General features: G+C 48.1%; 13 protein-coding genes. 10 read left to right on the top strand and 3 right to left on the bottom strand.

Annotated features, from left to right (window positions below; genetic code table 11):
- The first annotated feature begins 9 nt into the window (after nt 1–9).
- From CXF70_RS01740 to cls, 9 genes are all read left to right on the top strand, one after another.
- Complete coding sequence (locus CXF70_RS01740; RefSeq protein ID WP_101801246.1) at nt 10–1,056, top strand: ribonucleotide-diphosphate reductase subunit beta; 1,047 nt, start codon at nt 10–12, stop codon at nt 1,054–1,056.
- The gene (locus tag CXF70_RS01745; protein WP_101801247.1) at nt 1,037–1,525 is read left to right on the top strand and encodes a flavodoxin domain-containing protein; all 489 of its coding nucleotides are present in this window, start codon (nt 1,037–1,039) and stop codon (nt 1,523–1,525) included. Before CXF70_RS01740 ends, CXF70_RS01745 begins: the two co-directional genes overlap by 20 nt.
- Nucleotides 1,526–1,548: 23 nt before the next feature.
- Nucleotides 1,549–1,725 carry a hypothetical protein gene (locus CXF70_RS18085; RefSeq protein ID WP_158241145.1) on the top strand — a complete coding sequence of 59 codons (177 nt, stop codon included), beginning with the start codon at nt 1,549–1,551 and terminating at the stop codon, nt 1,723–1,725.
- Between the two features lie 65 nt (nt 1,726–1,790).
- A complete protein-coding gene (locus CXF70_RS01755; RefSeq protein ID WP_199172768.1) occupies nt 1,791–2,120 on the top strand; it encodes a PadR family transcriptional regulator in 330 nt (109 codons plus the stop codon).
- Nucleotides 2,117–3,301, top strand: coding sequence for a DUF2812 domain-containing protein (locus CXF70_RS01760; protein ID WP_101801250.1), 1,185 nt, complete (start codon nt 2,117–2,119; stop codon nt 3,299–3,301). Before CXF70_RS01755 ends, CXF70_RS01760 begins: the two co-directional genes overlap by 4 nt.
- Before the next feature lie 127 nt (nt 3,302–3,428).
- On the top strand, nt 3,429–3,980 hold the full coding sequence (locus CXF70_RS01765; RefSeq protein ID WP_101801251.1) for a sigma-70 family RNA polymerase sigma factor: 552 nt from the start codon (nt 3,429–3,431) through the stop codon (nt 3,978–3,980).
- A complete protein-coding gene (locus tag CXF70_RS01770; protein WP_101801252.1) occupies nt 3,967–4,617 on the top strand; it encodes a hypothetical protein in 651 nt (216 codons plus the stop codon). The genes CXF70_RS01765 and CXF70_RS01770 overlap by 14 nt, the downstream gene beginning before the upstream one ends.
- A gap of 97 nt (nt 4,618–4,714) precedes the next feature.
- Nucleotides 4,715–4,909, top strand: coding sequence for a hypothetical protein (locus CXF70_RS18090; protein WP_084243744.1), 195 nt, complete (start codon nt 4,715–4,717; stop codon nt 4,907–4,909).
- A gap of 131 nt (nt 4,910–5,040) precedes the next feature.
- On the top strand, nt 5,041–6,480 hold the full coding sequence (gene cls, locus CXF70_RS01780) for a cardiolipin synthase (protein ID WP_101801253.1): 1,440 nt from the start codon (nt 5,041–5,043) through the stop codon (nt 6,478–6,480).
- 236 nt (nt 6,481–6,716) lie between these two features.
- Here the strand turns inward: cls and CXF70_RS01785 are convergent, their stop codons facing one another.
- The 3 genes from CXF70_RS01785 to CXF70_RS01795 all read right to left on the bottom strand — a co-directional run bounded on the left by CXF70_RS01785 (nt 6,717) and on the right by CXF70_RS01795 (nt 10,424).
- The gene (locus CXF70_RS01785) at nt 6,717–7,466 is read right to left on the bottom strand and encodes an ABC transporter ATP-binding protein (RefSeq protein ID WP_101801254.1); all 750 of its coding nucleotides are present in this window, start codon (nt 7,464–7,466) and stop codon (nt 6,717–6,719) included.
- A 1-nt stretch (nt 7,467) separates the two neighbouring features.
- On the bottom strand, nt 7,468–9,099 hold the full coding sequence (locus CXF70_RS01790) for an ABC transporter permease (protein ID WP_101801255.1): 1,632 nt from the start codon (nt 9,097–9,099) through the stop codon (nt 7,468–7,470).
- A 257-nt stretch (nt 9,100–9,356) separates the two neighbouring features.
- Entirely contained in the window at nt 9,357–10,424 is a 1,068-nt protein-coding gene (locus CXF70_RS01795; RefSeq protein ID WP_101801256.1) for a Fe(3+) ABC transporter substrate-binding protein, read from the bottom strand.
- A gap of 211 nt (nt 10,425–10,635) precedes the next feature.
- Between CXF70_RS01795 and CXF70_RS01800 the strand changes: the two genes are divergently transcribed.
- A complete protein-coding gene (locus CXF70_RS01800) occupies nt 10,636–12,132 on the top strand; it encodes an amidase (RefSeq protein WP_101801257.1) in 1,497 nt (498 codons plus the stop codon).
- The last annotated feature ends 246 nt before the right edge of the window (nt 12,133–12,378 follow it).

Consider the following 12,378-nt stretch of genomic DNA (forward strand, 5'->3'; position numbering starts at 1 on the left):
GGACTTCTAATGGCAATCGACACACCTTTAACAAAGATCAAATTGCTCAATCCGGAACATCCGAATAAATCGACAGGCATCCTGAACGGTAAATCGTCGGGTTTATTGAATTGGAACGATATTGCCTATCCGCAGATGTATGATCTGTATCAAACGTTACTGTCGAATTTCTGGAAAGCGCAGGAAATCAATATGCAGGACGACATCAAGCAATGGGATCATCTGACGGATACGGAGCGGGATGTCTTCCTGCGCATCAATACACAGCTGGCGTCGCTCGACAGCTTGCAGACACCGACGATGACGATGGCGATGGATTACGTGACCGACTCAAGTTTCAAAGCGATTTTTGCGGTCATCTCCCAGCAGGAGGCGGTCCACAACGAATCCTATTCCTATATATTGAGTTCGCTTGTATCGGTCGCGGAACAAAATGCGCGCTTCGATCAGGCGAAAAGCGATCCGGTCGTGCGGAAGCGCAATGATTTGATCCTGGGTGCTTATGAGGAATTCCGGCAAAATCCGACGCCGCAGAGCCTCTTCAAGCTCGGCATCAATTCGATCAACCTCGAAGGCATTTATTTTTATGCAGGCTTCGCATTCTTCTATCACCTGGCGCGCCAGCAGAAGATGTTGAAGACGAGCACGATGATCAGCTATATCCAGCGTGACGAGATGCAGCATGCTTACTTTATCGGTCAGTTCGTGCGTATTTTATTGACGGAGAATCCAGAGTTGAACAATGAAGAAAATATCGACTATATTTACCGGACAGTAGATCAGGCGGTGCAGCTAGAGAAGGAATGGGCCGCGTATATCCTGGGGGATATCGAAGGGCTTGATTTGGCTGAATTCGGTGACTACGTGGAATACTTGGCCAATAAACGATTGCGGCAGCTGGGCATGAAAAACCTCTACGAAGAGCGCAGCAATCCCATGCCGTGGATCCAGGTATTCGGCGACGACATGATGAACGGCACCAAATCGGATTTCTTTGAACAGAAATCGCGCACGTATTCGAAAGTGTCCCAGTCCAATGGGTTTGATGAATTGTAATCAGAAAATCGCTCTCGTCTATGCATCGGTCACCGGCAATACTGGGGCGGTGGCTGAAGTTTTGACGGAACGCTTCCGGGCTGCAGGCTTTTTGCCCAACGTCTATGAGATCGGTCATTTCGATATAAATAAACTCAAACGTTACGATATAGTTATCGTCGGCACGTATACATGGGGAAGCGGAGAAATTCCGGCAGAAATGCAGGAGCTGTTTGAAGCATTTGAAGAATTGCGGCGTCCCGAACTGGTGACGGCCGTGTTCGGGACAGGGGACAGCTTCTTTGCGGAATTCTGCGGAGCGGTCGACCGCTTCCGTGACATGCTGTACGTCCATACCAATTTGGCCGCGACGCTGAAGATCGAACTGATGCCCCAGGAACAAGATCTGGTGCGGTGTGAAAAATTTGTGGGAGCAGTGGTCAGGCGACTGGTGGCAGCTGATGAAAAGAGAAAACGCAAAGCGACTTGAAAGTGGAGTCGATTTGCGTTTTTTTGAGAGATTTATGGAGAATCGCTGATAAATTAGAAAAAATCGCCGATAAACGTCTGAAAATCGCCGATAAACCCAAAAAAATCGCCGATAAACAGGGGAAAATCGCTGATAAATCCTCAGTAATCGCCGATAAACGTAAAACCTCCACAAGCCTCGCACATTTCATCAGAAAATAAATCTACCTTTTTATGTCACGTCGTGATATAGTCAAGGTACGACATAGTGAAGAAGAGGGCTGCCCGTGGAAATCCAGAAAATGCTGAAGAAATATGTGCCGATGACCGAGACGGCTTTCTATATTTTATTGTCATTAACAGAGCCGCGGCATGGCTACGGCATCGTCAAGCATGTGGAAGACATCACAGCCGGCCGCCTGGTGCTTGGCTCCGGCACAGTTTACGGCACGTTGACGAAGATGCAGAAAGACGGCGTGATCACGGTGTTCGCTGATGAAGAGCGGAAGACCGTCTATGAGATCACGGATGCCGGCAAAGAATTGATGAAAGCGGAAATAACGAGGATTAAAGAAGTGCATCGCAATGCAATTGCGTTCGAGGGGGAATTCGGATGAAGAAAATTTACAGGCCATTCTGGAGTTATGATGTGAAGCAAACAGAAGACTGGCTGGCAGAGATGGCGGCACAAGGGTTGATCTTTACAAAGCTGAACCGTTGGACGCGCTGCTTTTATTTTCAAGAGCAGGAACCGGCGACTCGGGTGTACCGCATAGCATACGATAAGATGAAAACATCCGTATTGCCGAAAACGCTGCAGGCGGAAGGCTGGCAAAAGGCTGGTACTGCAGGGAAATGGGAGTTCATTTTTAATGAGCAGCCTGAAAACGCTATTAAGACAACCCTGGTTCGTGATGGAATCATTAAGCATAACCGCATGATTACATACATTTACTATGGAATTTCCTTTTATGTCGCCGGTATGCTGATGGCGAATATTTCAATGCTCGCTTCTTCCTACAGACAGGACGGCGGCGTTGATATAGTGGAAAGTCCGTTGTGGCTCCTGACATTTATCTTCTTCGCGATCCTGTTGGGAATTATGGTTCTCGGAATTTATTCGATCGCCAAAATCACCGGGACGAATAAGGAACTTGATGGAACGACAGATGGATTCTGGCCAGTCGATGAAATCGATCAGCAGAGTGAAAAGGAATTGAAGAGGGCCGGGCGCTGGGTGACGAAGGTGAAATTCAGCTGGATGTATTCACCCGATAAAATGGAAAAATGGCTGGAGTCGATGGAACAGCGCGGTTTGAACCTTTACCGGGTCAATAAAATCGGTACCATCTTCCACTTCGTTAAAGGTGAGCCCCGTCGGATTGTATACAGTATAGATTATCAGCGAGGGCCGACCGAGAGTTATTTTGCCATCCACCATGAAGCGGGATGGCATGAAGAGTTCACTTCGTTTTCGAATATGGAGAAGTGGACGATCTGGAGCAAAACTTACGGTGAAACCGAAGAGCGGCCGCAACTGTACAGCGATCAAAGCAGCCGCCTTAAACACGCGAAAAGAATTGCGCTGACTTATACGGCCATGTTCTCGCCGCTTGTTGCTTTCTATATTTATTTCATCATCAATATTATGATCAGTGCAGATACAATTCAGGATAGGTTTTTATGGAACAGCAGCGGCATGATGCTTCTGGCAGTACTGATATTTGGCACATTCATCGTGCGCATCTGGTCATATTATGGCCGCTTAAGAAAACAGGCAGCCGCCTGGAGTAATTGAAACAGTGACTTTTACATCATTCCAAAGGCTCCGCAATTGAGGAGCCATTTTTTCATTTATAATAAAAAGTTAGGGGTCAAAACGGTTTCGGCACCCGTCTATTCTTTGAAGGGAGTTGCATTAGCGCATGGAAACGGCGAATAGGGAAGCATGGCAGGCGACTGCCGATGAACATACAGTACTCGAAGATCTGATGCAGCAGTATGGCTCAGAACTCAAGCGGATTGCGTTTTTATATGTGCAGGACCAGGCGGAATGTGAAGACATCATTCAGGAAGTTTTTATCAGCGCTTTCAAGAACCTGTCGGGGTTCCGTCATGAAGCGAGCTATAAAACCTGGCTGATCCGCATGACCATCAATAAATGCAAAGATTATCACCGGCTTTGGAGCATTCGGAATCTGATTTACAAGCCAGCCGTGAAACTCCTGAAAGGAAGCAGCTCCGCTGAAGAGGAATTGATCGGCGAAGAAGATGCCAAAGAAGTGGCGGCGCAAATTGCAGCGCTGCCAGGCAAGTATAAAGAAGTTCTTATCCTTTATTATTATCAGGAAATGACGATGCAGGAGATTGCGGATGTACTGGAAATCAAGTTGAACACCGTGAAATCCCGGCTGCTGCGGGGCAAGAAGGCGCTGCAGGCAAAACTTGAAGGGGGTGTCGGCAATGGAAGGGTTTGACCGTGACATTTCAGCAAAATTAAAACGGGTGGCCACTGACAACGTCCGTTTTTCACAGGAAGAAAAAATGGCGATCCGCCAGAAGACAAAAGACGTTAAACCTGCAGCCCGGCGTGTCCAGCCTATGTATTGGACGGTGTTCGCATCGGCAGCAGTGTTGTTCCTGTTTCTCGGATTCATATATGCAACGGATTCCGGCTTATTGGAAGCGGGATCCGATACCGATTATATGGCGCCGGCGAATGGTGAAATGGCTTATACCGTCCAGGACTTGGAAGGCATCGAGTTTGAGATTGTTGAAGAGCAGCAAGTGGATGAAGTGAACCGGGTTTATACCATTGAGTTGGTAAATGGAACAGAGCATGACATCATCGATGGTGTTTTTCGGATGAGCCATCCGATTAAAATCGAGAACGGCAACAGCGGTAATCCATTCGAGGTCGACAACCGGCTCTATAATATTGAAGCTGGTAAGACGATCCGTTTTGATATGGAATTGCCGAGCGGGATTTTCGATTCTGAGCAAGTGGAGCTTGATAGCGCATCGTTGGATTTGACCGGATATTTAAACAAGATGGAAGGAAAAAATATTTTTCAAATCACCCGTTCCAGCAGGTTGGCAGAAAGCGAAGAATAATTCACCTGGCGACAGTCTGCCTTCAAAATGTGTTTAACCCAAGCACAGAGGGTAAAGGTATAGCATAGAACAACCGATCAGAAAAGGAGGAATTCAGATGGCACAAGCCAAATGGGCAAAACTCGGTGCGGCCGCATTTCTTTCTGTCGGTATGCTGGCTGCCTGTGGTGATGCAGAAAACGAACAGAATAACGACGAAGATATCGATGTAACGCCGGAAGAAGGCGAAGAAGAAATTATTCCGGAAGAAGAGCCGAAAGAAGGCGAAGAAGACGAAGAAGAGGAAGACTGAACAAGCCAACCGCAAAATGCGGTTGGTTTTTTTTACTTTTTAAACACAAGTTCGGCGGGTATGAATTAAATAAGTATGTTTTATAAACAAAAGCCGGAACTGGAGGAGGGATTCAGATTTCATTCGAATGGATCAGTACATTAAGTAACTTGTTTATCATCTTGAATATAGTGCTGGCATTTTTTATCCTGTTTTTTGAACGAAAAACAGCTTCTTCCGCATGGGCCTGGATCCTAATCCTCTTTTTCATCCCGATTCTGGGCTTCATCCTTTACCTGTTATTCGGAAAACCGTTGCGGAGAGATCGGCTGAAACGGCCGGCTGCCTACGAAAATGATGATTTTGAAGCGATGGTGGACCAGCAGCTAAAAGAAATAAAATCAGGGGAATCAGCAATTTCTTCGCCTGTCGCCAAGGAAATGAAGGATATTGTCCAGATGAACATGATCCGGACGGAAGCCCCATTGTCGACAGCCACGGATATTATCATTTATAACGACGGAGCAAACAAATTTGAAGCTTTATTCAATGACATAAGGCAGGCGCAAAATCATATCCACTTGCAGTATTTCATTATGAAAGACGATGATATCGGCAAGCGGCTGCTGGCTTTATTGACGGAAAAAGCACAGCAGGGGGTAAAAGTCCTGTTCCTCTATGATGACCTGGGATCCAGAAGTCTGCCGAAAGATTTCTTCGAGGAGTTGAATAGAGCCGGCGGAAGGGCAGCAGCGTTTCTGCCCGCGATTTTGTCGAGCATCAATCCGAGGCTGAACCACCGGAATCACCGAAAGTTGGTGGTGGTGGACGGAAAGGTCGGTTATATCGGCGGCTTTAATGTGGGCGATGAATATATAGGCAGGAAAAAAGAGTTCGGCTACTGGCGGGACACGCATCTCCGCGTCGAAGGGGAGATTGTCCATTCGCTGCAAAACCGCTTTTTCATCGACTGGAATCAGGCGGCCGCCAAATACCCGATGAAGTACGCCGAAAATTATTTTCCGAAGCTGGACAATAAAGAAGGGGTGCCTATGCAGATTGTTGCAAGCGGTCCACTGGAAACGCATGAAGACATTAAAAATGGATTTTTGAAGATGATTCATCATGCGCGCGAATCGATCTATCTGCAGACGCCTTATTTTATTCCGGATAAATCCATAATGGACGCGCTGAAGACCGCGTCTCTCGGAGGAGTCGATGTTCAAATCATGATTCCGCACATGGCAGACCATATGTTTGTGCATTCGGCGACACTGTCTTTCGTGCGGGAGCTGCTGCCGGACGGGGTGAAAGTGTACAGCTACAAGAATGGGTTCCTGCATGCGAAGACGCTGATTGTGGACGAAAAAGCGTATACGGTCGGTTCTGCGAATATGGATATCCGCAGTTTCGCTTTGAATTTCGAATTGAACGCGTTCGTCTTCGACGCGGAAGCGAGCCGCAATATGGCGGACACCTTCTTCCAGGACAAGAAGCTGTCAGTCGAATTAACGGAAGAGACTTTCAAGAATCAAACTTGGCTTGAGAAAGGGAAACAGGACATTGCGAAGCTGGTTTCGCCGATTTTATAGGTGAGATTAATGCATAAATAGCGGCCAGGAGAATTCCGGGCCGCTATTTTAGGTAGTGTTTTCTGACTGTTATGCGCGGGAAACAGACTTTTATGCGCGGGACAGGCATGGTTATGCGCGCAAATAGCAGGTTTATGCTCGACTTAATAATTATCAGGCTTTCATGGTGTTATTCGTGCATCCGAAAGACGCCGAAAAAATCCCCGTTGCTCTTCAACCGAGCAACGGGGATTTTATCAATTGACGCCGATCAGGTTTTTCTCGACGAAGCCTTCTGTAGATTGCTGCACACCCGGCTGGCGATAGGTATCGAGCATATCGCAAGGGCGTCCGACAAAATCGATGCGCCCATCTTTTAAACGGACGATGCGGTCGGCGAGAATATGGGCATCTTTTTCATCGTGTGTAACAAAAATCGATGTGATATTCGCTCTTTTCAGGATATCGCGCAGATCTTCGCGGATTTTACCTTGAAGTTCCGCGTCGAGGTTGCTGAACGGTTCATCCAGCAGGATAAGGTGAGGATTCGGTGCAACGGCGCGCGCAATGGCGACACGCTGCTGTTGGCCGCCGCTCAATTGATGCGGGTAGCGTTTTCCGAAATCCTGTAATTCCACTAGCTCCAAGACTTCCTGGAGGCGTTTTTTCTTCTCTGCTTTTTTCATCCGGAACAAGCCGAACAGGATGTTCTCGGCAACGGTCAGATGAGGGAAAAGTGCGTAATCCTGGAATACCATGCCGATGCCGCGTTTTTCAGGCTGCAGGAAGGTTTTATTGTCAAAAAGTACTTCATCCTGAATGACGAGCCGTCCTTTCTCAGGCTTTTCAAGGCCTGCCAATAAGCGCAGCACCGTGCTTTTTCCGCTGCCGCTGCGTCCGAGGATGGAGATGACTTCCCCTTTTTCAATCTTCAGTGTGAAATTATCCAGTGCTTTGGTTTCTGCATTTGAGTACGAAAAACAGACATCTTCGATCGCCACAAACATGCTAATCCAACTCCCTTTCAAGGAACTTATAAAAGAAAACAATGGCCAGGGCACTAATACCGACAATCAGCAAGGAAGCCTGTGAAGCTTCCATGATTTTTTCATCACTTGCGTATTGAAAAGCTTTGGTGGAAAGTGTATCGAAATTGAACGGACGCAAAATCAGCGTCAACGGGATTTCTTTCAAAACATCGATGAATACCAGGATAAAGCCGCTGATAATGGCGCCTTTCATCATCGGCATATCGACTTTAAAGAATGTTTTCGTGACGCCGAGCCCGAGAGTGCGGGAAGCGTCCCGGAAATTGGTGCCGATTTTATCGTAACCTGTTTCAATGGAATTATAGCCGATGGCAAAGAACCGGATAATATACGCTGTCACCAGCAGCACGATGCTGACGCTCAGGACAAGCGTCGTGCTGAAGCCGGCCCATACGTAAACCGGTGCCAGGAAGCGGTCCAGCCCAATAAAGGCGGTGACCACTGCGACGGCGATGACGGCACCGGGTATCGAATAGCCAAGAACCGTCAAACGCGGCAGCAATTTGCCGAGGCGGCCGCGCACCATACGGGCGAAATTGCCGACAATCAGTGCGAAAATGATGATTAAGCTCGCGCTGAGTCCGGCAACGAAAACGGAATTTTTCACGTAACTCATAAATTCACCCATCGGAATGGTGCCGAAGGTGAGGACGGTCCAGTCAATCAATTGAGCGACCGGTATAAAAAAGGCCAGTGACAGGATGATGAAGCCGTATCCTGTCGCCGCAGCCGCTTTCCAGCCTGATAATGAAATCAGCGGAAGCGGGCGGACCTTTGTAGTTGAATAACTGTATTGGCGCCGGCCCCGGAGAAGTTTCTCAATCATCAGGATCAAAATGACAAAGCCCATCAGCGATGCCGCAAGTTTGATCGATGATTCGATATCACCGAGTCCGAACCAGGTTTGAAAAATAGCGGTTGTAAAAGTCTGAACACCATAATATTTTACCACACCATAGTCATTCAGTACTTCCAGAACGACCAGGCTGGCTCCCGCAATGATGGAAATCCGCGAAATCGGCAGCACGACCTGAAAGAAAGTCTTCCATGGCCCTTTGCCGAGGATGCGTGTGCTCTCGATCAACGAAGCGGATTGCTGGGACAGGTAAACTTGCGTAATTGAATATACATAAGGAAACAGGAACATCGTATAAATGAAAATCGCACCAGGCAAATTCATGATATCGAAAAACGCCGGATTAAGAGCGACACCAAACGTATCGCGCAATGTCGTTTGAATGATTCCCGTATGGCTCAGCATGCCGTGATAGGTATAGGCACCGATGAACGGAGGGATGGAGAGCGGCAGGATCAGCGCCCATTTCAGGAAACGGCGCATCGGGAAATCATATTGTGCGATGAGCCATGCCAGGCTCAAACCGATCATGATGGTGAAAAAGGCCGTTGCGGCAGTCAGGATCAACGAGTTTTTTACAAAGCTCCATAGCACAAATTCTTTCATGTGCTCCCAATTTTCGTTGGAAGGGGTGAACAGACCGGATACAATCGTCAGGTTCGGCAGGAACAGCAGGATGATGATGATCACCGCGCCGACTGTCCAGGCATTTATATTTGCGAATCTGTGCTGCACGTTTCTGGCACCTCTTTCCAATCGCAAGAAATCCCCTGCTGCAATTGTAGTTGCAGCAAGGGCTTGCGCTTTTCTTTAATGGATAAGAAAATCAAATTATTAAAAGTTTGAAGTTTCTTTGTATGAGTCTATTCGTGTCCAGACTCCAACGGCCAGCTCCTCGAGTCGTAAGCCACTTTGGCTGCATGGCTGAAAAGACGCCATTTCGCCAAATCGTCTTACGCTTATCGGAGCTGAACGGCCGTTTCCGCTTTTCTTTATTTCCAGCCGACTTCATTGAAGATCAGGATGGCTTTAGAATTGTTGTCGCCAAGAACGGATAACGGGATATCCTGTTCTTTGAAATCACCCCATGATGCCAATAATTCGCTCGGTTCAACATTCGGGTTGACCGGATACTCATAGTTGGCGGAAGCGAAAGTTTCCTGAGCTTCCGGAGCGGAAAGGAATTCAAGCAGCTTCACTGCATTATCCTTGTTTTTCGCTGCTTTGACAACACCAGCGCCGCTGACATTGACGTGTGTGCCGGTTGTGTCCTGGTTCGGGAAGAAGACGCCAAGGCCTTCAGCAACTTTCACTTCTTCAGGATCTTCGGAATTCAGCATCTGGCCGAAGTAATACGTGTTCATGATTGCCACGTCGCCAATACCTGCAGCGATGGCTTTCGCCTGGTCGCGGTCTCCGCCTTCAGGGTCGCGTGCGAAGTTATTGACCATGCCTGCTGCCCATTCTTTGGCTTGTTCTTCGCCATTAATTTCGATGAACGATGCCAACAGGGATTGATTATAAACGTTTTCAGAGCTGCGGATCAGCACGCGGCCGTTCCACTCGTCTTCCGTCAAAGCTTCATAAGTGGAAAGATCTTCAGGTTTTACTGTTTCTTTATCATACAGGATGACACGTGCACGTTTCGTCAGGCCATACCACATCTGGTCGCTGTCCTGGAAGTTTTCAGGAACTTGCTCATCCAACAGGTCGCTTGAAACCGGCTGCAGCAATTCATCTGTTTTTGCGCGGTGCAGACGGCCGGCGTCAGCTGTCAGGAACAGGTCTGCCTGTGTCGCGTCGCCTTCACGCTTGATGCGCTCAAGCAATTCATCGGCTTCGCCTTTGATGACATTCACTTTGATGCCTGTTTCTTCTTCGAATTTTGCGTATAATTCATCGTCGACGTCGTAATGACGTGCTGTATAAAGATTAACTTCCTTGCTGTCTGTTGCCTCAGTAGCAGTTTTGCTGTCTGTTTCCTCTTCTTTCGCCTGGCCGCCACATGCAGCAAGGATCAAAGCTGATAATGCAATGACAAGAAATAAAAGCTTTTTCATGAATAATTTCTCTCCTTTTATTTTAAATGAAAATGATTCTCAATATCAATTGTAGTGATGTGAAACTAAAAGTCAATGCCTAAATCATAAAATTTTAATATTATACAAAGAATAATAAACCATCTTCTTATTACCGACATATGTGATGGAAAAAAATAGATGCTATACTTTTTGTACATGAAACGAAATTTGAAACAGAAGGGGAATCACAATGAACTTGAAGGATTATATGCAACTGGATGCAGTCGGAATGGCCGCTTCCTTGAAGAATAAAGAAGTGAGTGCTGCGGAATTGCTGGAACTCAGCTTTAAACGGCTGGAGCAGGTAGAGCCGGCGCTGAATGCTTTCACCGCAACACGCAGGGAGCTGGCGGAACAATCGCTGGATGGGCTGGCCGACGGAGGGTTTTCCGGCGTCCCTATGGCTTTGAAAAATATTTCACAGGCGTTGAAAGGTGAAGGGCTGACGGCCGGCTCGAAATTACTGAAAGAAATGAAAGCTGCCCAGGATTCCCATTTAACGGCGAAACTCAGAAGTGCCGGTTTTACATTTGTGGGGCATACGAATACACCGGAATTCGGGTTGAAAAATATCAGCGAACCGGAACTTTATGGTCCGAGCCGCAACCCGTGGAATCCGGATCATTCCCCGGGCGGGTCAAGCGGCGGCTCAGCTGCCGCGGTCGCTTCCGGTATTGTGCCGATTGCCGGAGCAAGTGACGGAGGAGGGTCGATCCGCATTCCGGCTTCTTTTACAGGACTGTTCGGATTAAAGCCGACGCGCGGACGCATGCCCGTCGGACCGGGTGCGGGGCGGCAATGGCAAGGGGCCTCCATCGATTTCGTGTTGACGAAATCAATCCGCGACAGTGCGGCCATGCTGGATTTATTGCAGACAGTGCAGCCGGCAGCCGCTTTTCACACGCCTTTATTTCCCGGGAAATACAGCGAAGAAATGGAAAAGGATTTTCAGCGGCCGTTAAGAATCGCTTTTTCAATCGACTCACCGGTTGGTACGCCGGTTTCGGCAGATGCGCGCCAAGCGGTAATGAAAACAGCGAAGTGGCTCGAACAGCAAGGGCATCACGTTGAAGAAAAGGGCAATGGCATCGACGGCATCGGGTTGATGCGGGATTATTACTTGATGAACAGCGGAGAAATGGCACTGCTCGTACGCAATCTGGAAAAAGGTGCGGGCCGGGAACTGACAGCCGGGGATATGGAAATCGAATCGTGGCTGCTGAGCCAGGCGGGACTGAAAGTGTCGGCTGCCGATTATTCAGCGAGTCTCGCTTCATGGGATGCGGCTGCAGCGAAGATGGCCGTGCTGCATGAAAGCTATGACTTCTATCTGACTCCCGCAACGGCCTTTCCGGCGCCGAAAGTCGGGGAACTGACGCATAGTCGGGAATCGCGCGCAGGATTGCTCAGCAGTTGGGAACAGGCTTCGACGATGGCGGCTCAGCAGCAGATCATCTACGATATGTTCCTGCCGAGCCTGACTTATACGCCGTATACGCAACTTGCCAATTTAACAGGCCAGCCGGCGGTATCGATTCCGGTCCATGTTACGGAAAACGGCCTGCCGCTCGGTGTGCAGGTGATGGCCGGCAAAGGGCAGGAGCATCTGCTGCTGCAATTGGCGCGCCAGATTGAACAAACGGATCTATGGGAAGGAATGAAGAAGAATCCCGGCTTGAAAATTTAATGGGACTTGAGTGTGGCTTGTGGATTTTAAGGAATCGCCGATAAAAGCAAAAAAATCGCCGATAAACCATGAAAAATCGCTGATAAACGTAAAAAAATCGCCGATAAATCCCAAAAAATCGCCGATAAACGCAAGCTGGCCTTGAATCCTTTCCATGGCTTCTTGCAGTTCAGATACAATCTGATATTTGGGCAGAAGTCCGCTTTTCAATTATCCGGTGAAACACGTATAATGAAACAGCCTGAC

This window comes from Planomicrobium sp. MB-3u-38 (assembly GCF_002836425.1).
GTDB classification, from domain to species: domain Bacteria; phylum Bacillota; class Bacilli; order Bacillales_A; family Planococcaceae; genus Planococcus; species Planococcus okeanokoites.